This is a genomic window from Streptomyces sp. NPDC055966 (genome assembly GCF_042269865.1).
Lineage (GTDB): Bacteria > Actinomycetota > Actinomycetes > Streptomycetales > Streptomycetaceae > Streptomyces.
In genome coordinates this window covers 1-19,435 of record NZ_JBHJYK010000009.1, presented here as the reverse complement: position 1 = coordinate 19,435, position 19,435 = coordinate 1, and the positions used below count along the sequence as shown (strand labels likewise).

The window sequence follows — 19,435 nt, the reverse complement described above, 5'->3', positions numbered from 1 at the left end:
CGTGCCTGCGATCGTGCTGGTCGGCCCGATGGGCGTCGGCAAGTCCACCGTCGGGCAGCTGCTCGCCGAGCGCCTCGGCCTCGGCTACCGGGACACCGACGACGACATCGTCGCCGCCGAGGGCCGCGCCATCGCCGAGATCTTCGTCGACGAGGGCGAGCCCGCCTTCCGGGCGATCGAGAAGCGGGCGGTCGCCACCGCGCTGGCCGAGCACGAGGGCGTCCTCGCGCTCGGCGGCGGCGCCGTCCTCGACGCGGACACGCGCGCGCTGCTCACCGGGCAGCGCGTGGTCTACCTGTCGATGGACGTGGAAGAGGCGGTCAAGCGCACCGGCCTGAACGCCGCCCGCCCGCTGCTCGCGGTCAACCCGCGCAAGCAGTGGCGCGAGCTGATGGAGGCCCGGCGGCACCTGTACGCGGAGGTCGCCTCCGCCGTCGTCGCCACGGACGGCCGCACCCCCGAAGAGGTCACGCAAGCAGCCCTGGACGCACTGGAGTTGAAGAAGGCATGAGCGAGGCAGTCACCCGGATCCAGGTCGCCGGCACGGCGGGCACCGAGCCGTACGAGGTACTGGTCGGCCGCCAACTGCTCGGCGAGCTGGGCGGGTTGGTCGGCCCGAACGCCAAGCGGGTCGCGGTGATCCATCCGGAGGCGCTGGCCGAGACCGGTGACGCGCTCCGCGCCGACCTGGCCGAGCAGGGCTACGAGGCCATCGCCGTCCAGGTGCCGAACGCGGAGGAGGCGAAGACCGCCGAGGTCGCCGCCTACTGCTGGAAGGCGCTCGGCCAGTCCCATTTCACCCGCACCGACGTGATCGTCGGCGTGGGCGGCGGCGCGACGACGGACCTCGCCGGATTCGTCGCCGCCACCTGGCTGCGCGGGGTGCGCTGGATCGCGATCCCCACCACCGTGCTCGCGATGGTGGACGCCGCGGTCGGGGGCAAGACCGGCATCAACACCGCCGAGGGCAAGAACCTCGTCGGCGCCTTCCACCCGCCGGCCGGCGTCCTGTGCGACCTCGCCGCGCTGGACTCCCTCACGGTCAACGACTACGTCTCCGGGCTCGCGGAGGTCATCAAGGCCGGTTTCATCGCCGACCCGGTGATCCTGGACCTGATCGAGTCCGACCCCGAGGGCGCCCGCAGCCCGGCGGGCCCGCACACCCCCGAGCTGATCGAGCGCGCGATCCGGGTGAAGGCCGAGGTCGTCTCCTCCGACCTGAAGGAGTCGGGCCTCAGGGAGATCCTCAACTACGGCCACACGCTCGGCCACGCCATCGAGAAGAACGAGCGCTACACGTGGCGGCACGGCGCCGCGGTCGCCGTCGGCATGCACTTCGCCGCCGAACTGGGCCGTCTGGCGGGCCGGTTGGACGACGCGACGGCGGACCGCCACCGTACGATCCTCGAAGCCGTCGGCCTCCCGCTGCACTACCGCTACGACCAGTGGCCCAAGCTGCTGGAGACGATGAAGGTCGACAAGAAGTCCCGCGGCGACCGCTTGCGCTTCATCGTCCTCGACGGCCTGGCCAAGCCGACGGTGATGGAGGGCCCCGACCCGGCCGTCCTGCTCGCCGCCTACGGCGAGGTCGGACAGTAAGTACCCGACTGTTCCGTCCGTCCGTTTCCTGACCTCGACTTCCTTTGCGGAATGGGCACTTCGGGCCGCCCCCGGCCGTTTCACCAAACGACGGCCGGGGACGGTACCGTTCGGTGAAACAGCGGGGCCCACCCCCGCGACCAGCACCGATGGTCCGTCGCTCGCCCGTCGCGAGGGAGCGGCGATCGAGCCGAGGACGACGAGACGGAGTGGCAACGGATGCAGCACGCAGTGGGATCTCCGCTGCCGCCCCACCAGCCGGGGCAGGTGCCGCACGCCGGCTGGGCGTCGGCCGCACACCCCCACCCGGGCCCGCACCCGGGAGCCGTCCCCGTGCCAGCGCCGCCGGGCTTCCCGGCCCCCACCGGCGCCGTCCCGCCCACGCCCCCGCAGCCTCCCGCGCCCGTGCCCCCGGTCGTGCACCCCCCGGCCCCGCAGCACACCTCCGCGCCGCCCGCCCCCGAGACCACCGGCCATGTGCCGCTGCCGCCCGGCGGACCGGTCGGCGTGCCCGCGGCACCCCCGGCACAGGCCCCGGTGCCCGACCCGACGACCACCACCCTGGCCGTCCTGCTGATCGGCCCGGCCGGCGCGGGCAAGACCAGCGTCGCCAAGTTCTGGGCGGACCACCGCCGGGTGCCCACCGCGCACATCAGCCTGGACGACGTCCGCGAATGGGTCCGCTCGGGCTTCGCCGACCCCCAGTCCGGCTGGAACGACAACTCCGAGGCCCAGTACCGCCTCGCCCGCCGCACCTGCGGCTTCGCCGCCCGCAACTTCCTCGCCAACGGCATCTCCTGCATCCTGGACGACGCGGTGTTCCCGGACCGCCCGGTCGTGGGCCTCGGCGGCTGGAAGCGGCACGTCGGCCCCGGCCTGCTCCCGGTCGTCCTCCTGCCGGGCCTGGACATCGTCCTGGAGCGCAACGCCGAGCGCTCCGGCAACCGCCGCCTCACCGACGAGGAGGTGGCCCGCATCCACGGCCGCATGGCCGGCTGGTACGGCTCGGGCCTGCCGATCATCGACAACTCCCAGCTGGACGTCCCGGGCACGGCCCGTGTGCTGGACGAGGTCCTGGCGCGAGCCATCGCGAGTCCGCCGAGCTGGTAGCTCCCCCTGGCCTGCCCGCACCCCACTCGGCCGTTCTCAAATCGGCACAACCGCCGCAAAACTTCTACGCTCGTCTCATGTCAGAGGTGTACGCGACCCGCCGATCCCGGCTGAGAGACCACTTCACCGCGGCCGGCACCGCGGCAGCGCTCGTCACCCGTCCGGCGAACGTGCGCTACCTCGCCGCCGCGGCCCCGCGGGGCTCCGCGCTGCTGCTCGGCAGACGCGAGGACCTCCTCGTCTGCGCCGGCCCGCCCGACGACCGCGTGGGCGACGGCCGCCCGGACGAGAACCTGCGCCTGCACGTCCTTGCGCCGGACGGCGCCGGAGCCGGCGGCGACGCGGCGGTCGGGGCGGCGGACCTCGCCGTGGGCCAGGACGCCGACTCCCTGGCCGTGGAGGAGCACCACCTCACGGTGGCCCGGCACCGGGCCGTCTCCGCCGCCGCCCCCGCACTGCGCCTCACCGACCTCGGCGGAGCCGTCGAGCAGCTCAGGGTGGTCAAGGACGAGGAGGAGATCTCCTGTCTGCGCATCGGCGCCGAGATCGCCGACCAGGCCCTCGGCGAGCTGCTGGAGTCGATCCTGGTCGGCCGCACCGAACGGCACCTCGCGCTGGAACTGGAGCGCCGGCTGGTCGACCACGGGGCCGACGGCCCGGCCTTCCCCACCTCGGTGGCCACCGGCCCCCACTCCGGCCGGCGCGGGCACCGTCCCACCGACCGGCGCGTGGAGGAGGGTGATTTCCTCACCGTGTGCCTGGGCGCGGCCTACCGCGGCTACCGCTGCGAGATCGGCCGTACGTTCGTGATCGGCACGTCGCCCGCCGACTGGCAGGTAGAGCTGTACGACCTGGTCTTCTCCGCCCAGCGCGCCGGGCGCGAGGCCCTGGCGCCCGGCGCCGCCTGCCGCGACGTGGACCGTGCGGCACGCCATGTGCTGGACTCGGCCGGCTATGCGGAGGCCCTGTCTCCGCTCACCGGACACGGCGTCGGACTCGAAATCGACGAGGACCCGCAGTTGGCGCCCGCGGCCATGGGTAAACTGGACGCTTGCGTGCCGGTCACCGTCGAACCGGGGGTCCACCTCCCGGGCCGGGGCGGTGTCCGGATCGATGACACGCTCGTCGTGCGCCCCGAGGCGGACGGCGGACCCGAGCTACTCACCATCACGACCAAGGAGCTGCTCGCGCTCTAGCGCGTGCTCCTGGGTCGTACGTCAGTCCAGGAGATTCCGCAACCGTGGCTTCCACGAACGACCTCAAGAACGGTTTGGTGCTCAAGCTCGAAGGCGGCCAGCTCTGGTCCGTCGTCGAGTTCCAGCACGTCAAGCCCGGCAAGGGCCCGGCCTTCGTGCGCACCAAGCTGAAGAACGTGCTGTCCGGCAAGGTCGTCGACAAGACCTTCAACGCCGGCGTCAAGGTCGAGACCGCCACTGTCGACAAGCGCGACATGCAGTTCTCGTACATGGACGGCGAGTACTTCGTCTTCATGGACATGCAGACCTACGACCAGCTCATGATCGACCGGAAGGCCGTCGGCGACGCCGCCAACTTCCTGATCGAGGGCTTCGAGGCCACCGTCGCCACGCACGAGGGCGAGGTGCTCTTCGTCGAGCTGCCGGCCGCCGTCGAGCTGGTCATCGAGCACACCGAGCCGGGCGTCCAGGGCGACCGCTCCACCGGCGGCTCCAAGCCCGCCAAGCTGGAGACCGGCTACGAGATCCAGGTCCCGCTCTTCATCACCACCGGTGAGAAGATCAAGGTCGACACCCGCACGGGCGACTACCTCGGCCGGGTGAACAGCTAACCGTGGCTGCCCGCAACACGGCCCGCAAGCGCGCCTTCCAGATCCTCTTCGAGGGCGACCAGCGCGGCGCCGACGTTCTGACGGTCCTCGCCGACTGGGTCCGGCTGTCCCGGTCCGACACCCGGCAGCCGCCGGTCAGCGAGTACACGATGCAGCTGGTCGAGGGCTACGCCCAGCATGCGCGGCGCATCGACGAGCTGATCGCCCAGTACGCGGTCGGCTGGACGCTCGACCGGATGCCGGTCGTGGACCGCAACATCCTGCGGCTGGGCGCGTACGAGCTGATCTGGGTCGACGGGACCCCGGACGCCGTGGTCCTGGACGAGATGGTGCAGCTGGCGAAGGAGTTCTCCACGGACGACTCGCCCGCGTTCGTGAACGGCCTGCTGGGCCGTCTGAAGGAGCTCAAGCCGTCTCTGCGCCGGGACGAGGCGTAGAGCCCGTTACGACACGCCGGAGGGCCCACAGCGCGCCGCTGTGGGCCCTCCGGCGTTCCTGTCGCGCCCGCACACGGGAAACGCCGTCGGGGCAGCCGGAACCGTACGGTTCCGGCCACCCCGACGGCACGTTTCTGCGCAGGTGTGAAGCGGCTCAGGCTTCTTCGTGCGTGGCCACCGCGCGGCGCGCGTCCGCGTCCAGCACACCCCAGCTGATCAGCTGCTCGGTCAGGACCGAGGGGGACTGGTCGTAGATGACGGCGAGTGTGCGCAGGTCGTCCTGGCGGATCGAGAGCACCTTGCCGTTGTAGTCACCGCGCTGGGACTGGATCGTCGCCGCGTAGCGCTGGAGCGGGCCCGCCTTCTCGGCCGGCACGGTGGCCAGCCGCTCAAGGTCGAGGACCAGCTTCGGCGGGGGCTCCGCGGCGCCGCCCGGCGTCGTGCCCGGCAGGAGCTCCTGGACCGGGACACCGTAGAAATCGGCCAGCTCGGCAAGCCGCTGCACGGTCACCGCACGGTCGCCACGCTCGTAGGACCCGACCACCACGGCCTTCCAGCGACCCTGGGACTTCTCCTCGACACCGTGGAGGGAAAGGCCCTGCTGGGTGCGGATGGCCCGGAGCTTGGCCCCGAGCTGTTTGGCGTATTCGCTGGACATATAGCTCCCCGGACACTGTGTCGACGCGGCCGACTGGGTTGTCCACCGCGCGGCTGGTAACTCACTGTGAGGTTACGCAGCGTGACTCTTGCGCGTCAAGCCGAATGGTCCACACCGACGCTTCCGTGCCAGCGGCAGCCGGTTGGGCCGAGCGGGTGAAGGAGGGGGTGATCGGGGCCCACCTCATGACCTGCTACGGTAGATGGCGCAAATCCGACGTCCTTTAAGGTCCGTCCCGTGAGGCGGAGAAGGAGGTCCGTTTCCTATGGACAAGCACGACTCGCCCGCCACCGCGCAGGCAACCGATGCGCGGCCCGTCCTTGAGGGCCCCGACATCGCGCGGGTGCTGACCCGCATCGCCCACGAGATCGTCGAGCGCGCCAAGGGCGCCGACGACGTGGTGCTCCTCGGCATCCCCACCCGCGGCGTCTTCCTCGCCCAGCGGCTCGCCGTCAAGCTGGCGCAGATCACCGAGCGCACGATCCCGGTCGGCTCGCTCGACATCACCATGTACCGCGACGACCTGCGCATGCACCCGCCGCGCGCGCTGGCCCGTACCGAGATCCCCGGTGACGGACTCGACGGCAAGCTGGTCGTCCTCGTCGACGACGTGCTCTTCTCCGGCCGTACGATCCGCGCCGCCCTCGACGCCCTGAACGACATCGGGCGCCCCCGCGCGGTGCAGCTCGCGGTCCTGGTCGACCGGGGCCACCGCGAACTGCCGATCCGCGCCGACTACGTCGGCAAGAACCTCCCCACGTCGCTGCGGGAGACGGTCAAGGTCCAGCTCGCCGAGGAGGACGGTCGCGACACCGTGCTGCTCGGTGTGAAGCCGGCCGACCAGTAGCAAGTCAGGCGCGCACGCCCGCTTCGGCGTACTCGCGTACGCAGCCGATTGCCCCAATTCTCCCGTTTGAACTGCCTTACGGAGCCTGACAGATGCAGCGTCATCTCATCTCGGCCGCCGACCTCACCCGCGACGACGCCGTCCTGATCCTCGACACCGCCGAGGAGATGGCCCGGGTCGCCGACCGGCCGATCAAGAAACTGCCGACCCTGCGCGGCCGCACGGTCTGCAACCTCTTCTTCGAGGACTCGACCCGGACCCGGATCTCCTTCGAGGCCGCCGAGAAGCGCCTCTCCGCAGACGTGATCAACTTCGCCGCCAAGGGATCGAGCGTCTCCAAGGGAGAGTCCCTCAAGGACACCGCGCAGACGCTGGAGGCGATGGGCGTGGACGCCGTCGTCATCCGGCACAGCGCCTCCGGCGCCCCGTACCGCCTCGCCAACTCCGGCTGGATCGACGCACCCGTCATCAACGCCGGCGACGGCACCCACCAGCACCCCACCCAGGCCCTGCTGGACGCCTTCACCATGCGCCGGCGGCTGATCGGCCGTGACGCCGGCCTCGGCAAGGACCTCACGGGCAGGCGCATCACCGTCGTCGGCGACGTCCTGCACAGCCGCGTGGCCCGCTCCAACGTCGACCTGCTGCACACCCTCGGCGCCGAGGTCACCCTGGTCGCCCCGCCCACCCTGGTGCCCGTCGGCGTCGAGACCTGGCCCTGCGAGGTGTCGTACGACCTCGACGCCGTCCTGCCGAAGTCCGACGCGGTGATGATGCTCCGCGTCCAGCGCGAGCGGATGAACGCCGCCTTCTTCCCGACCGAGCGCGAGTACTCGCGGCGCTACGGCCTCGACGGCGAGCGCATGGCGAAGATGCCCGAGCACGCCATCGTGATGCACCCCGGCCCGATGGTGCGCGGCATGGAGATCACCGCCGAGGTCGCCGACTCCGAGCGCTGCACCGTCGTCGAGCAGGTCGCCAACGGCGTCTCCATCCGGATGGCCGTCCTGTACCTGCTGCTCGGCGGCAACGAGCCCGCCGTCACCCACACCCGCCCCACCGGCTCCGAGGAGAAGTAAGACCCATGAGCAAGATCCTGATCCGTGGTGCGAAGGTGCTCGGCGGCGAGCCGCAGGACGTGCTGATCGAAGGTGAGGTCATCGAGGCGGTCGGCACCGGCCTGTCCGCCGAGGGCGCGGAGGTCGTGGAGGCCGGCGGCAAGGTGCTGCTGCCGGGCCTGGTCGACCTGCACACCCACCTGCGCGAGCCCGGCCGTGAGGACTCCGAGACCGTGCTGACCGGCACGCGCGCGGCCGCCTCCGGCGGCTACACGGCCGTGTTCGCCATGGCCAACACCTTCCCGGTCGCCGACACCGCCGGTGTCGTCGAGCAGGTCTACCGGCTCGGCCGGGAGCACGGCTACTGCGACGTGCAGCCCATCGGCGCCGTCACCGTCGGCCTGGAGGGCAGGAAGCTCGCCGAACTGGGCGCCATGCACGAGTCGGCCGCCGGGGTCACCGTCTTCTCCGACGACGGCAAGTGCGTGGACGACGCCGTGATCATGCGCCGCGCCCTGGAGTACGTGAAGGCCTTCGGCGGTGTCGTCGCCCAGCACGCGCAGGAGCCGCGGCTGACCGAGGGCGCCCAGATGAACGAGGGCGTCGTCTCCGCCGAGCTGGGGCTCGGGGGCTGGCCGGCGGTGGCCGAGGAATCGATCATCGCCCGGGACGTCCTGCTCGCCGAGCACGTCGGCTCCCGCGTCCACATCTGCCACCTGTCGACCGCCGGCAGCGTCGAGATCGTCCGCTGGGCCAAGTCCCGCGGCATCGACGTCACCGCCGAGGTCACCCCGCACCACCTGCTCCTCACCGACGAGCTGGTGCGCACGTACAACCCCGTCTACAAGGTCAACCCGCCGCTGCGCACCGAGCGCGACGTGCACGCCCTGCGCGAGGCCCTGGCCGACGGCACGATCGACATCGTCGCCACCGACCACGCCCCCCACCCGCACGAGGACAAGGACTGCGAGTGGGCCGCGGCCGCCATGGGGATGGTGGGCCTGGAGACCGCGTTGTCAGTGGTCCAGGAGACCATGGTCGACACGGGCCTGCTGGACTGGGCCGGCGTCGCCGACCGGATGTCCGTCAAGCCCGCGCAGATCGGACAGGCCACCGGGCACGGCCGTCCCGTCTCGGCCGGTGAGCCCGCCAACCTCACCCTCGTCGACACGGAATACCGTGGTCAGGTGGACCCCGCGGGCTTCGCCTCGCGCAGCCGCAACACCCCCTACCAGGGGCGTGAGCTGCCGGGCCGTGTGACGCACACGTGGCTGCGGGGCAAGGCCACGCTCGTCGACGGGAAGCTCACGTGACACCTCTCATCCTGCTGGCCGAGGCCAGGAAGTCGGCCGACGTCACCGACTGGCCGGCCCGCATCGGCTGGCTCGTCGGACTCCTCCTGTTCATCGCGCTCGTCTACTGGCTGATGCGCGAGGGCTGGAAGTGGCGCGGCACGCTCCAGAGCGACCTTCCGGAGCCGCCCAGCGCGCCGGAGGAGACCGGCCCGGTGAAACTTGAGCTGAGCGGCCGCTACCACGGCTCCACCACCGCGGGGCAGTGGCTGGACCGCATCGTGGCCCACGGCCTGGGCACCCGCAGCCGGGCCGAGCTGACCCTGACCGAGGCGGGCCTGGAGGTCGAGCGTCCCGGAGCGAACGACTTCTTCATCCCCGCCGCCGCACTGCGCGGGGCCCGGCTGGAGGCGGCCATCGCCGGCAAGGTCCTCCCCGAGGGCGGCCTGCTGGTGGTGACCTGGGCGCTCGGCGACAAGCTGATCGACTCCGGCTTCCGCTCCGAGCAGGCGGCCGAGCACACCGAGTGGGTCGACACCCTGAACCACATGATCAACGACACGGAAGGCGCACGATGACGACCTCCACCAGGGGAGCCGCCAAGGTTCCCGCCGTACTCGTCCTGGAGGACGGCCGGATCTTCCGCGGCCGCGCCTACGGGGCCGTGGGGGAGACCTTCGGCGAGGCCGTGTTCTCCACCGGCATGACCGGCTACCAGGAAACCCTGACCGACCCGTCGTACGACCGCCAGATCGTGGTCGCGACCGCCCCGCAGATCGGCAACACGGGCTGGAACGACGAGGACGACGAGTCGAGCCGCATCTGGGTCTCCGGCTACGTCGTGCGCGACCCCGCGCGCGTGCCGTCCAACTGGCGGGCCAAGCGCTCGCTGGACGACGAGCTGGTCGCGCAGGGCGTGGTCGGCATCTCCGGGATCGACACCCGCGCCCTCACCCGCCACCTGCGCGAGCGCGGCTCCATGCGCGCCGGCGTCTTCTCCGGCGAGGCGATCGCCCCCGAGGCCGAGCTGCTGGAGCGCGTGCAGGCCCAGCCCCGCATGAAGGGCCTGAGCCTGTACGAGGAGGTCGCCACCAAGGAGGCCTACGTCGTCCCCGCGATCGGTGCGAAGAGGTTCACCGTCGCCGCGATCGACCTCGGCATCAAGGGCATGACCCCGCACCGCATGGCCGAGCGCGGCATCGAGGTCCACGTCCTGCCCGCCACCGCCACGCCCGACGACATCTACGCCGTCGAGCCGGACGGCGTGTTCTTCTCCAACGGCCCCGGCGACCCGGCCACGGCCGACGGCCCGGTGGCCCTGATGACCGCCGTCCTGGAGCGGAAGACGCCGCTGTTCGGCATCTGCTTCGGCAACCAGATCCTCGGCCGCGCCCTCGGCTTCGGCACCTACAAGCTGAAGTACGGCCACCGTGGCATCAACCAGCCGGTCCAGGACCGCACGACCGGCAAGGTCGAGGTCACCGCGCACAACCACGGCTTCGCCGTGGACGCGCCGCTCGACCAGGTCAGCGAGACGAAGTTCGGCCGCGCCGAGGTCTCGCACGTCTGCCTGAACGACGACGTCGTGGAGGGGCTCCAGCTGCTCGACCAGCCGGCCTTCTCCGTCCAGTACCACCCCGAAGCGGCAGCGGGCCCGCACGACGCCGCCTACCTGTTCGACCGCTTCGTTTCCCTGATGGAGGGCCAGCGTGCCTAAGCGCACCGATATCCAGTCCGTCCTGGTCATCGGCTCCGGCCCGATCGTCATCGGCCAGGCCGCCGAGTTCGACTACTCCGGCACCCAGGCGTGCCGCGTGCTCAGGGCCGAGGGCCTGCGCGTCATCCTCGTCAACTCCAACCCGGCGACGATCATGACCGACCCGGAGATCGCCGACGCGACGTACGTCGAGCCGATCACCCCGGAGTTCGTCGAGAAGATCATCGCCAAGGAGCGCCCCGACGCCCTGCTGCCCACCCTGGGCGGCCAGACGGCCCTGAACACCGCGATCTCGCTGCACGAGAACGGTGTCCTCACCAAGTACGGCGTCGAGCTGATCGGCGCCAAGCCCGAGGCCATCCACAAGGGCGAGGACCGCGACCTGTTCAAGGACGTCGTGGAAGAGGTCCGGCGCAAGACCGGCCACGGCGAGTCCGCCCGCTCGGTCATCTGCCACTCCATGGAGGACGTCCTCCAGGGCGTCGAGACCCTCGGCGGCTACCCGGTCGTCGTCCGCCCGTCCTTCACCATGGGCGGCGCCGGTTCCGGCTTCGCGCACGACGAGGAGGAGCTGCGCCGCATCGCCGGCCAGGGCCTCACGCTCTCCCCGACCACCGAGGTGCTCCTGGAGGAGTCCATCCTCGGCTGGAAGGAGTACGAGCTGGAGCTGATGCGCGACAAGCACGACAACGTCGTGGTCGTCTGCTCCATCGAGAACTTCGACCCGATGGGCGTGCACACCGGTGACTCGATCACCGTCGCGCCCGCGATGACGCTGACCGACCGCGAGTACCAGATCCTGCGGGACATCGGCATCGCCGTGATCCGCGAGGTCGGCGTCGACACCGGCGGCTGCAACATCCAGTTCGCGGTGAACCCCGAGGACGGTCGCGTGATCGTCATCGAGATGAACCCGCGCGTGTCCCGCTCGTCCGCCCTCGCCTCCAAGGCCACCGGATTCCCGATCGCGAAGATCGCCGCCAAGCTGGCCGTCGGCTACACGCTGGACGAGATCCCGAACGACATCACGCAGGAGACCCCGGCCTCCTTCGAGCCCACGCTCGACTACGTCGTCGTCAAGGCGCCGCGCTTCGCGTTCGAGAAGTTCCCGCAGGCCGACTCCACGCTGACCACCACCATGAAGTCGGTCGGCGAGGCCATGGCCATCGGCCGCAACTTCACCGAGGCCTTCCAGAAGGCGCTGCGCTCGCTGGAGAAGAAGGGCAGCCAGTTCACCTTCGTCGGCGAGCCCGGCGACAAGCACGGCCTCCTCGAACAGGCCGTACGGCCCACCGACGGCCGCATCAACACGGTCATGCGGGCCATCCGCGCGGGCGCCACCCCCGAGGAGGTCTTCGCGTACACGAAGATCGACCCCTGGTTCGTGGACCAGCTCTTCCTGATCAAGGAGGTCGCGGACGAGCTCGCCGAGGCCCCCGAGCTGACCGCCGGGCTGTTCGCCGAGGCCAAGCGGCACGGCTTCTCCGACCAGCAGATCGCCGAGATCCGCGGCCTGCGCGAGGACGTCGTCCGCGAGGTGCGGCACGCCCTCGGCATCCGCCCGGTCTACAAGACGGTCGACACCTGCGCCGCCGAGTTCGCGGCGAAGACGCCGTACTTCTACTCCTCCTACGACGAGGAGAACGAGGTCGCGCCCCGCGAGAAGCCGGCCGTCATCATCCTGGGCTCCGGCCCGAACCGCATCGGCCAGGGCATCGAGTTCGACTACTCCTGCGTCCACGCCTCCTTCGCGCTGAGCGACGCGGGCTACGAGACGGTGATGGTCAACTGCAACCCGGAGACCGTCTCCACGGACTACGACACCTCCGACCGCCTGTACTTCGAGCCGCTGACGCTGGAAGACGTGCTGGAGATCGTCCACGCCGAGCAGCAGGCCGGCCCGGTGGCGGGCGTGATCGTGCAGCTGGGCGGCCAGACCCCGCTGGGCCTCGCCCAGGCCCTGAAGGACAACGGCGTACCGGTCGTCGGCACCTCGCCGGAGGCCATCCACGCCGCCGAGGACCGCGGCGCCTTCGGCCGCGTCCTCGCCGAGGCGGGCCTGCCCGCCCCGAAGCACGGCACGGCCACCACCTTCGAGGGCGCCAAGGCCATCGCCGACGAGATCGGCTACCCGGTGCTCGTCCGGCCCTCGTACGTCCTGGGCGGCCGGGGCATGGAGATCGTCTACGACGAGACCCGCCTCGCGTCCTACATCGCCGAGTCGACCGAGATCAGCCCATCCCGGCCGGTGCTCGTCGACCGCTTCCTGGACGACGCGATCGAGATCGACGTCGACGCCCTCTACGACGGCGAGGAGCTGTACCTCGGCGGCGTCATGGAGCACATCGAGGAGGCCGGCATCCACTCCGGCGACTCGGCCTGTGCCCTGCCCCCCATCACCCTGGGCGGCTACGACATCAAGCGCCTGCGGGCCTCGACGGAGGCCATCGCCAAGGGCGTCGGCGTGCGCGGCCTGATCAACATCCAGTTCGCGATGGCGGGTGACATCCTCTACGTCCTGGAGGCCAACCCGCGCGCCTCGCGCACCGTGCCCTTCACCTCGAAGGCGACCGCGGTGCCGCTGGCCAAGGCCGCCGCCCGGATCTCGCTGGGCGCGACGATCGCGGAGCTGCGCGCCGAGCGCCTGCTCCCGGCGACCGGCGACGGCGGCGAACTGCCGCTGGACGCGCCGATCTCCGTCAAGGAGGCCGTCATGCCGTGGTCGCGCTTCCGCGACATCCAGGGCCGCGGCGTCGACACCGTCCTCGGCCCGGAGATGCGCTCCACGGGTGAGGTCATGGGCATCGACTCGGTCTTCGGCACGGCGTACGCCAAGTCCCAGGCCGGCGCGTACGGCCCGCTGCCCACCAAGGGCCGCGCGTTCATCTCGGTCGCCAACCGCGACAAGCGCTCGATGATCTTCCCGGCGCGCGAACTGGTCGCGCACGGCTTCGAGTTGCTCGCCACCTCCGGCACCGCCGAGGTCCTCAAGCGCAACGGCATCAACGCCACGGTCGTGCGCAAGCAGTCCGAGGGCACCGGCCCGAACGGCGAGAAGACCATCGTCCAGCTCATCCACGACGGCGAGGTCGACCTCATCGTCAACACCCCTTACGGCACCGGCGGCCGCCTCGACGGCTACGACATCCGTACGGCGGCGGTGGCCCGTTCGGTGCCGTGCCTGACGACCGTCCAGGCCCTCGCCGCCGCCGTCCAGGGCATCGACGCCCTCAACCACGGTGACGTGGGCGTCCGTTCGCTCCAGGAACACGCGGAACACCTGACCGCGGCCCGCGACTAGCAGCCCTGAGGGGGACACCGGAAACGGTGTCCCCCTCTGTACGAGGACCCCCCTGAGGACCCCGAGGACTTTCCCGAGATGTACAAGCTCTTCTTCCGTCTGGTGTTCCGGCGGATGGACGCCGAGAAGGCCCACCACATGGCCTTCCGCTGGATCCGTCTGGCCGTGCACGTCCCCGTGCTGCGCACCTTCGTCGCGGCCGCCCTCGCCCCCCGCCACAAGGAACTGCGCACCGAGGCCCTCGGGCTGCGCATGCACGGCCCCTTCGGGCTCGCCGCGGGCTTCGACAAGAACGCCGTCGCGATCGACGGCATGGCGATGCTGGGCTTCGACCATGTCGAGATCGGCACGGTGACGGGGGAGCCGCAGCCCGGCAACCCCAAGAAGCGGCTGTTCCGCCTCGTCGCGGACCGCGCGCTGATCAACCGCATGGGCTTCAACAACGACGGCTCCCTGACCGTGGCGGCCCGCCTCGCGACCCGCGAGCCGGTCTTCAGGACCGTCGTGGGCGTCAACATCGGCAAGACCAAGGTCGTCCCGGAGGCGGAGGCCGTCGGCGACTACGTGAAGTCCGCCGAGCGGCTCGCGCCGTACGCCGACTACCTGGTCGTCAACGTCTCCTCGCCGAACACACCCGGCCTGCGCAACCTCCAGGCCACCGAGTCGCTGCGCCCGCTGCTGACCGCCGTGCGCGCGGCCGCCGACCGCACGGTCGCGAACCGCCGCGTCCCGCTGCTGGTGAAGATCGCCCCGGACCTCGCCGACGAGGACGTCGACGCCGTCGCCGACCTGGCCGTGGAGCTGGGCCTGGACGGCATCATCGCCACCAACACCACCATCGCGCGCGAGGGCCTCGGCCTGCGCTCCGCACCCTCGCTCGTGCAGGAGACCGGCGGCCTGTCCGGCGCCCCGCTCAAGGAGCGCTCCCTGGAGGTCCTGCGCCGCCTGTACGCGCGCGTGGGCGACCGGATCACCCTGGTGGGCGTCGGCGGCGTCGAGACCGCCGAGGACGCCTGGCAGCGCATCCTGGCCGGCGCCACGCTGGTCCAGGGCTACAGCGCCTTCATCTACGAGGGTCCCTTCTGGGCCCGCACGATCCACAAGGGCCTCGCCGCGCGCCTGCGCACCAGCCCCTACGCCACCCTCGCCGACGCGGTCGGCGCCGACGTGAGGAAGCCCGCATGACCTCGATGGAGCCCTTCGGCGCCCGGCTGCGCCGCGTCATGGACGAGCGCGGCCCACTGTGCGTCGGCATCGACCCGCACGCCTCGCTGCTCGCCGGGTGGGATCTGAACGACGACGTGGCCGGTCTGGAGCGGTTCAGCCGCACGGTCGTCGAGGCCGTGGCCGACCGGGTCGCCGTGATGAAGCCGCAGAGCGCCTTCTTCGAGCGCTTCGGCTCGCGCGGCGTCGCCGTCCTGGAAACGGTCGTCCGGGAGGCGCGCGCGGCCGGCACGCTCGTCGTGATGGACGCCAAGCGCGGCGACATCGGTTCCACCATGGCCGGGTACGCGGAGGCGTACCTGCACCAGGACGCCCCGCTGTTCTCCGACGCCCTGACGGTCTCGCCGTACCTCGGCTACGGCTCGCTCAGCCCGGCCGTGGCCCTCGCCCGCGAGAGCGGCGCCGGCCTGTTCGTGCTGGCGCTGACCTCGAACCCGGAGGGCCCCGAGGTGCAGCACGCGGTGCGCGCCGACGGCCGCAGCGTGGGGGCGACCATGCTGGCCCACCTGGCCGCCGAGAACGCCGGGGAGGAGCCCCTGGGCTCCTTCGGCGCCGTCGTCGGCGCGACGGTCGGCGACCTGTCGTCGTACGACCTCGCGATCAACGGCCCGCTGCTGGCGCCCGGCGTCGGCGCGCAGGGGGCGACGGCGGCCGACCTGCCGAAGGTCTTCGGCTCGGCGCTGCGCAACGTCGTGCCGAACGTGAGCCGGGGTGTTCTGCGTCACGGTCCCGACACGGCGGCGGTGCGCGCGGCCGCGGAGCGTTTCGCCGAGGAGATTCAGGCCGTCGTCGCAGGTTCCTGAGCCCTCCGATGTATGTCCGGGCAGGCGGCAGGTCGGCGACTTGAGTGTGAATACATCCTCAAATCGGGGGCATTATGTCTGAAATGTCCGTCCTGGCGGAGGCTGACCAGGACTTTTCCGCTGTTCTCGCTGACTCTGGCGGACTTGCCCGCTAGTCTCCGAGCAGTGGGGGCACCTCCCGCGCCCTCAAGACAGTGGGGGAGAACGGGCAGCGTGTTGCTCGTGGCTCCCCAGGTGTGGGGCGACTAGGTTCCTCACCGGTCCGTATCCGACAGTTCGACATCCGAGGTGACGTAGGCGTGGCTCTTCCGCCCCTTACCCCTGAACAGCGCGCAGCCGCGCTCGAAAAGGCCGCCGCGGCTCGCCGGGAGCGGGCCGAGGTCAAGAATCGACTCAAGCACTCCGGCGCCTCCCTGCACGAGGTCATCAAGCAGGGCCAGGAGAACGACGTCATCGGCAAGATGAAGGTCTCCGCGCTGCTCGAGTCGCTGCCCGGCGTGGGCAAGGTCCGCGCCAAGCAGATCATGGAGCGTCTGGGCATCTCCGAGAGCCGCCGCGTGCGGGGTCTCGGTTCCAACCAGATCGCCTCCCTGGAGCGTGAGTTCGGCAGCACCGGCTCCTGAGTCCTGCTCCCCGGTCCACGGGGAGCAGACCGGGCGTCCCGGGCACCCCGGGATTGCTGGAATAATCGCTGCATGAGTGAACGTCCGCGGCTGACCGTGCTCTCCGGCCCCTCGGGGGTCGGCAAGAGCACGGTCGTCGCCCATATGCGCAAGGAACACCCCGAGGTCTGGCTCTCGGTGTCGGCCACCACCCGCAAGCCCCGCCCCGGCGAGCGGCACGGAGTCCACTACTTCTTCGTCACCGACGAGGAGATGGACAAGCTGATCGCCAACGGTGAGCTGCTGGAGTGGGCCGAGTTCGCCGGGAACCGCTACGGCACGCCGCGCGCGGCCGTGCTGGAGCGCCTGGAGAACGGCGAGCCCGTTCTGCTGGAGATCGACCTCCAGGGCGCCCGACAGGTCCGGGAGTCGATGTCCGACGCCCGACTGGTGTTCCTGGCTCCTCCCTCCTGGGAGGAGCTCGTGCGCAGGCTGACCGGCCGGGGTACCGAGTCGCCCGAGGTCATCGAGCGCCGCCTGGAGGCGGCCAGGACCGAGTTGGCGGCCGAGCCGGAGTTCGACATGACCTTGGTCAACACCTCCGTCGAGGACGTGGCGCGCGAGCTGCTAGCCTTGATGGACGTTGTGTGATCGTTCTCGATCTTTTTCCCTCTTTCGGAAGGTAGAGCGTGTCCTCTTCCATCACCGCGCCCGAGGGCATCATCAACCCGCCGATCGACGAGTTGCTTGAGGCCACTGACTCGAAGTACAGCCTCGTGATCTACGCCGCCAAGCGCGCCCGTCAGATCAACGCGTACTACTCCCAGCTCGGCGAGGGCCTGCTGGAGTACGTCGGCCCGCTCGTCGACACCCACGTGCACGAGAAGCCGCTCTCGATCGCCCTGCGTGAGATCAACGCGGGTCTGCTGACGTCCGAGGCCATCGAGGGCCCCGCGCAGTAGTACTTTCAGATCGCAGTTGACTTATCCACAGGCCCGGCAGGCATGCTGCCGGGCCTGTGGTGTGTGATGGTCCCGTAGGTTCCGAGCCGGGGAGAGACGGTGGACAAGCCGAAGGTCGTTCTGGGGGTCAGTGGCGGAATCGCCGCGTACAAGGCCTGTGAGCTGCTGCGCAGACTGACGGAGTCGGGTCACGACGTACGCGTCGTCCCCACCGGCTCGGCGCTGCACTTCGTCGGCGCCGCCACCTGGTCCGCGCTGTCGGGCAACCCCGTCTCGACGGAGGTCTGGGACGACGTCCACGAGGTCCCGCACGTCCGCATCGGCCAGGGCGCCGACCTCGTCGTCGTCGCGCCCGCCACGGCCGACACGCTGGCCAAGGCCGCCCACGGCCTCGCCGACGACCTGCTGACCAACACGCTCCTGACCGCCCGCTGTCCGGTCGTCTTCGCGCCCGCCATGCACACCGAGATGTGGGAGCACCCGGCCACCCAGGAGAACGTGGCCACGCTGCGCCGCCGCGGCGCCGTCGTCATCGAGCCCGCCGTCGGCCGGCTCACCGGGGTCGACACCGGCAAGGGCCGGCTGCCCGACCCGGCCGAGATCTTCGAGGTCTGCCGCCGGGTGCTGGCCCGGGGCGCCACCGAGCCCGACCTGAAAGGCCGCCACGTGGTCGTGTCGGCCGGCGGCACCCGCGAGCCCCTCGACCCGGTCCGCTTCCTCGGCAACCGCTCCTCCGGCAAGCAGGGCTACGCCCTCGCCCGCACCGCCGCCGCCCGCGGCGCCCGGGTCACGCTGATCGCGGCCAACACCGGCCTGCCCGACCCGGCGGGCGTGGACGTCGTCCCGGTCGGTACGGCGGTCCAGCTGCGCGAGGCCGTCGTGAAGGCGGCGGCGGACGCCGACGCGGTCGTCATGGCCGCCGCCGTCGCGGACTTCCGCCCGGCCGTCTACGCCGCCGGGAAGATCAAGAAGAAGGACGGCCAGGAGCCCGAGCCGATCGTCCTCCTGCGGAATCCGGACATTCTTGCGGAGATTTCCGCCGATCGTGCCCGGCCGGGGCAGGTGGTCGTCGGCTTCGCCGCCGAGACCGACGACGTCCTCGCGAACGGCCGCACCAAACTCGCCCGCAAGGGCTGTGACCTGCTCGTCGTCAATGAGGTGGGGGAGCGCAGGACGTTCGGCTCCGAGGAGAACGAAGCCGTCGTGCTGGGCGCCGACGGCAGCGAGACCGCCGTGCCGCACGGGCCCAAGGAAGCCCTGGCCGACACCGTGTGGGACCTGGTCGCCGAGCGCCTGCGCTGAGCCCCGGCGCGCCCCCGCGGACGCCCGCTGGGGGCGTGCGCGAGCACTTCTCGATCACCTCTCGATTCGCGTGTGGCGACCCTGGCCAACGCCACCGGGCATTGGGCAGAATGCCCGTGCCGCAGGTCACAGCACTCCCGAGAGGTGAGACTGTGGCCCATCGGGCGAGTGCGACCGATAAACTGTTCCAGGTCGGCATCAGGCGCAGCCCTCGTGCCGACAGAAAATGATCAGCCAGCAGCCGCTGCAACCACAGGGAGCGTTGTGTCCCGTCGCCTGTTCACCTCGGAGTCCGTGACCGAGGGCCACCCCGACAAGATCGCTGACCAGATCAGCGACACCATTCTCGACGCGCTTCTGCGCGAGGACCCGACCTCCCGGGTCGCCGTCGAGACGCTGATCACCACCGGCCTGGTGCACGTGGCCGGCGAGGTCACGACCAAGGCGTACGCGGACATCGCGACCCTGGTCCGCAACAAGATCCTGGAGATCGGCTACGACTCCTCCAAGAAGGGCTTCGACGGCGCCTCCTGCGGCGTGTCGGTGTCCATCGGCGCGCAGTCCCCGGACATCGCGCAGGGCGTCGACACGGCGTACGAGAACCGCGTCGAGGGCGATGAGGACGAGCTGGACAAGCAGGGCGCGGGCGACCAGGGCCTGATGTTCGGCTACGCGTCCGACGAGACGCCGACGCTGATGCCGCTGCCGGTCTTCCT

The 19,435-nt window shown here is 70.9% G+C and carries 20 protein-coding genes; 19 read left to right on the top strand and 1 reads right to left on the bottom strand.

All coding sequences use genetic code 11. The features are described from left to right. Positions 1-28: 28 nt before the first annotated feature. The 6 genes from ACFC8N_RS20125 to nusB all read left to right on the top strand — a co-directional run bounded on the left by ACFC8N_RS20125 (position 29) and on the right by nusB (position 4,953). Positions 29-511 carry a shikimate kinase gene (locus tag ACFC8N_RS20125; protein ID WP_356036855.1) on the top strand — a complete coding sequence of 161 codons (483 nt, stop codon included), beginning with the start codon at positions 29-31 and terminating at the stop codon, positions 509-511. Next, positions 508-1,599 carry a 3-dehydroquinate synthase gene (aroB, locus tag ACFC8N_RS20120; RefSeq protein WP_376288931.1) on the top strand — a complete coding sequence of 364 codons (1,092 nt, stop codon included), beginning with the start codon at positions 508-510 and terminating at the stop codon, positions 1,597-1,599. Before ACFC8N_RS20125 ends, aroB begins: the two co-directional genes overlap by 4 nt. 219 nt (positions 1,600-1,818) lie before the next feature. After that, positions 1,819-2,709, top strand: a complete 891-nt coding sequence (locus tag ACFC8N_RS20115; RefSeq protein WP_356036824.1) for a Pro-rich N-terminal domain-containing protein — start codon at positions 1,819-1,821, stop codon at positions 2,707-2,709. A gap of 77 nt (positions 2,710-2,786) precedes the next feature. Further along, positions 2,787-3,905, top strand: a complete 1,119-nt coding sequence (locus tag ACFC8N_RS20110; protein ID WP_362822768.1) for an aminopeptidase P family protein — start codon at positions 2,787-2,789, stop codon at positions 3,903-3,905. A gap of 44 nt (positions 3,906-3,949) precedes the next feature. Then, positions 3,950-4,516 carry an elongation factor P gene (gene efp / locus ACFC8N_RS20105; RefSeq protein WP_071378290.1) on the top strand — a complete coding sequence of 189 codons (567 nt, stop codon included), beginning with the start codon at positions 3,950-3,952 and terminating at the stop codon, positions 4,514-4,516. Between the two features lie 2 nt (positions 4,517-4,518). Next, positions 4,519-4,953 (top strand): transcription antitermination factor NusB, encoded by a 435-nt coding sequence (gene nusB / locus ACFC8N_RS20100; RefSeq protein WP_356036818.1) that lies wholly within the window; start codon positions 4,519-4,521, stop codon positions 4,951-4,953. A gap of 154 nt (positions 4,954-5,107) precedes the next feature. On the opposite strand, the gene bldD is transcribed toward nusB, so the two are convergent. Next, a complete protein-coding gene (gene bldD, locus ACFC8N_RS20095) occupies positions 5,108-5,611 on the bottom strand; it encodes a transcriptional regulator BldD (RefSeq protein WP_014671524.1) in 504 nt (167 codons plus the stop codon). Between the two features lie 265 nt (positions 5,612-5,876). On the opposite strand from bldD, the gene pyrR reads away from it, so the two are divergent. The 13 genes from pyrR to ACFC8N_RS20030 all read left to right on the top strand — a co-directional run. Continuing rightward, positions 5,877-6,458, top strand: coding sequence for a bifunctional pyr operon transcriptional regulator/uracil phosphoribosyltransferase PyrR (pyrR, locus tag ACFC8N_RS20090; RefSeq protein ID WP_356036815.1), 582 nt, complete (start codon positions 5,877-5,879; stop codon positions 6,456-6,458). Between the two features lie 92 nt (positions 6,459-6,550). Beyond that, positions 6,551-7,537 carry an aspartate carbamoyltransferase catalytic subunit gene (locus ACFC8N_RS20085; RefSeq protein WP_376288930.1) on the top strand — a complete coding sequence of 329 codons (987 nt, stop codon included), beginning with the start codon at positions 6,551-6,553 and terminating at the stop codon, positions 7,535-7,537. A 5-nt stretch (positions 7,538-7,542) separates the two neighbouring features. Next, the gene (locus ACFC8N_RS20080) at positions 7,543-8,829 is read left to right on the top strand and encodes a dihydroorotase (protein ID WP_356036809.1); all 1,287 of its coding nucleotides are present in this window, start codon (positions 7,543-7,545) and stop codon (positions 8,827-8,829) included. Further along, on the top strand, positions 8,826-9,386 hold the full coding sequence (locus tag ACFC8N_RS20075) for a hypothetical protein (protein ID WP_356036806.1): 561 nt from the start codon (positions 8,826-8,828) through the stop codon (positions 9,384-9,386). Before ACFC8N_RS20080 ends, ACFC8N_RS20075 begins: the two co-directional genes overlap by 4 nt. Beyond that, entirely contained in the window at positions 9,383-10,525 is a 1,143-nt protein-coding gene (gene carA / locus ACFC8N_RS20070) for a glutamine-hydrolyzing carbamoyl-phosphate synthase small subunit (protein ID WP_356036804.1), read from the top strand. Before ACFC8N_RS20075 ends, carA begins: the two co-directional genes overlap by 4 nt. Continuing rightward, on the top strand, positions 10,518-13,826 hold the full coding sequence (gene carB / locus ACFC8N_RS20065) for a carbamoyl-phosphate synthase large subunit (protein ID WP_356036801.1): 3,309 nt from the start codon (positions 10,518-10,520) through the stop codon (positions 13,824-13,826). Before carA ends, carB begins: the two co-directional genes overlap by 8 nt. A 78-nt stretch (positions 13,827-13,904) precedes the next feature. Beyond that, complete coding sequence (locus tag ACFC8N_RS20060; RefSeq protein ID WP_376288929.1) at positions 13,905-15,011, top strand: quinone-dependent dihydroorotate dehydrogenase; 1,107 nt, start codon at positions 13,905-13,907, stop codon at positions 15,009-15,011. Continuing rightward, on the top strand, positions 15,008-15,853 hold the full coding sequence (gene pyrF, locus ACFC8N_RS20055) for an orotidine-5'-phosphate decarboxylase (RefSeq protein ID WP_356036796.1): 846 nt from the start codon (positions 15,008-15,010) through the stop codon (positions 15,851-15,853). Before ACFC8N_RS20060 ends, pyrF begins: the two co-directional genes overlap by 4 nt. Positions 15,854-16,152: 299 nt before the next feature. Beyond that, positions 16,153-16,476: an integration host factor gene (locus ACFC8N_RS20050; RefSeq protein ID WP_003977346.1), complete on the top strand. Its 324-nt coding sequence runs from the start codon at positions 16,153-16,155 to the stop codon at positions 16,474-16,476. A gap of 72 nt (positions 16,477-16,548) precedes the next feature. Continuing rightward, positions 16,549-17,106: a guanylate kinase gene (gene gmk, locus ACFC8N_RS20045; RefSeq protein ID WP_356036793.1), complete on the top strand. Its 558-nt coding sequence runs from the start codon at positions 16,549-16,551 to the stop codon at positions 17,104-17,106. A 38-nt stretch (positions 17,107-17,144) separates the two neighbouring features. Next, positions 17,145-17,417 (top strand): DNA-directed RNA polymerase subunit omega, encoded by a 273-nt coding sequence (rpoZ, locus tag ACFC8N_RS20040; RefSeq protein ID WP_005319902.1) that lies wholly within the window; start codon positions 17,145-17,147, stop codon positions 17,415-17,417. 99 nt (positions 17,418-17,516) lie between these two features. After that, the gene (coaBC, locus tag ACFC8N_RS20035; protein ID WP_356036790.1) at positions 17,517-18,719 is read left to right on the top strand and encodes a bifunctional phosphopantothenoylcysteine decarboxylase/phosphopantothenate--cysteine ligase CoaBC; all 1,203 of its coding nucleotides are present in this window, start codon (positions 17,517-17,519) and stop codon (positions 18,717-18,719) included. Between the two features lie 264 nt (positions 18,720-18,983). Beyond that, the coding region (locus ACFC8N_RS20030) for an S-adenosylmethionine synthetase N-terminal domain-containing protein (RefSeq protein WP_376288928.1) at positions 18,984-19,435 on the top strand (452 nt) is incomplete at its 3' end.

Coding starts and splice junctions, on each gene's coding strand:
- ACFC8N_RS20115 (WP_356036824.1), top strand. CDS start 1,819: ATGCAGCACGCAGTGGGATCTCCGCTGCCGCCCCACCAGCCGGGGCAG.
- aroB (WP_376288931.1), top strand. CDS start 508: ATGAGCGAGGCAGTCACCCGGATCCAGGTCGCCGGCACGGCGGGCACC.
- gmk (WP_356036793.1), top strand. CDS start 16,549: ATGAGTGAACGTCCGCGGCTGACCGTGCTCTCCGGCCCCTCGGGGGTC.
- bldD (WP_014671524.1), bottom strand. CDS start 5,611: ATGTCCAGCGAATACGCCAAACAGCTCGGGGCCAAGCTCCGGGCCATC.
- pyrF (WP_356036796.1), top strand. CDS start 15,008: ATGACCTCGATGGAGCCCTTCGGCGCCCGGCTGCGCCGCGTCATGGAC.
- ACFC8N_RS20085 (WP_376288930.1), top strand. CDS start 6,551: ATGCAGCGTCATCTCATCTCGGCCGCCGACCTCACCCGCGACGACGCC.
- ACFC8N_RS20110 (WP_362822768.1), top strand. CDS start 2,787: ATGTCAGAGGTGTACGCGACCCGCCGATCCCGGCTGAGAGACCACTTC.
- ACFC8N_RS20125 (WP_356036855.1), top strand. CDS start 29: ATGGGCGTCGGCAAGTCCACCGTCGGGCAGCTGCTCGCCGAGCGCCTC.
- pyrR (WP_356036815.1), top strand. CDS start 5,877: ATGGACAAGCACGACTCGCCCGCCACCGCGCAGGCAACCGATGCGCGG.
- carA (WP_356036804.1), top strand. CDS start 9,383: ATGACGACCTCCACCAGGGGAGCCGCCAAGGTTCCCGCCGTACTCGTC.
- ACFC8N_RS20060 (WP_376288929.1), top strand. CDS start 13,905: ATGTACAAGCTCTTCTTCCGTCTGGTGTTCCGGCGGATGGACGCCGAG.
- ACFC8N_RS20080 (WP_356036809.1), top strand. CDS start 7,543: ATGAGCAAGATCCTGATCCGTGGTGCGAAGGTGCTCGGCGGCGAGCCG.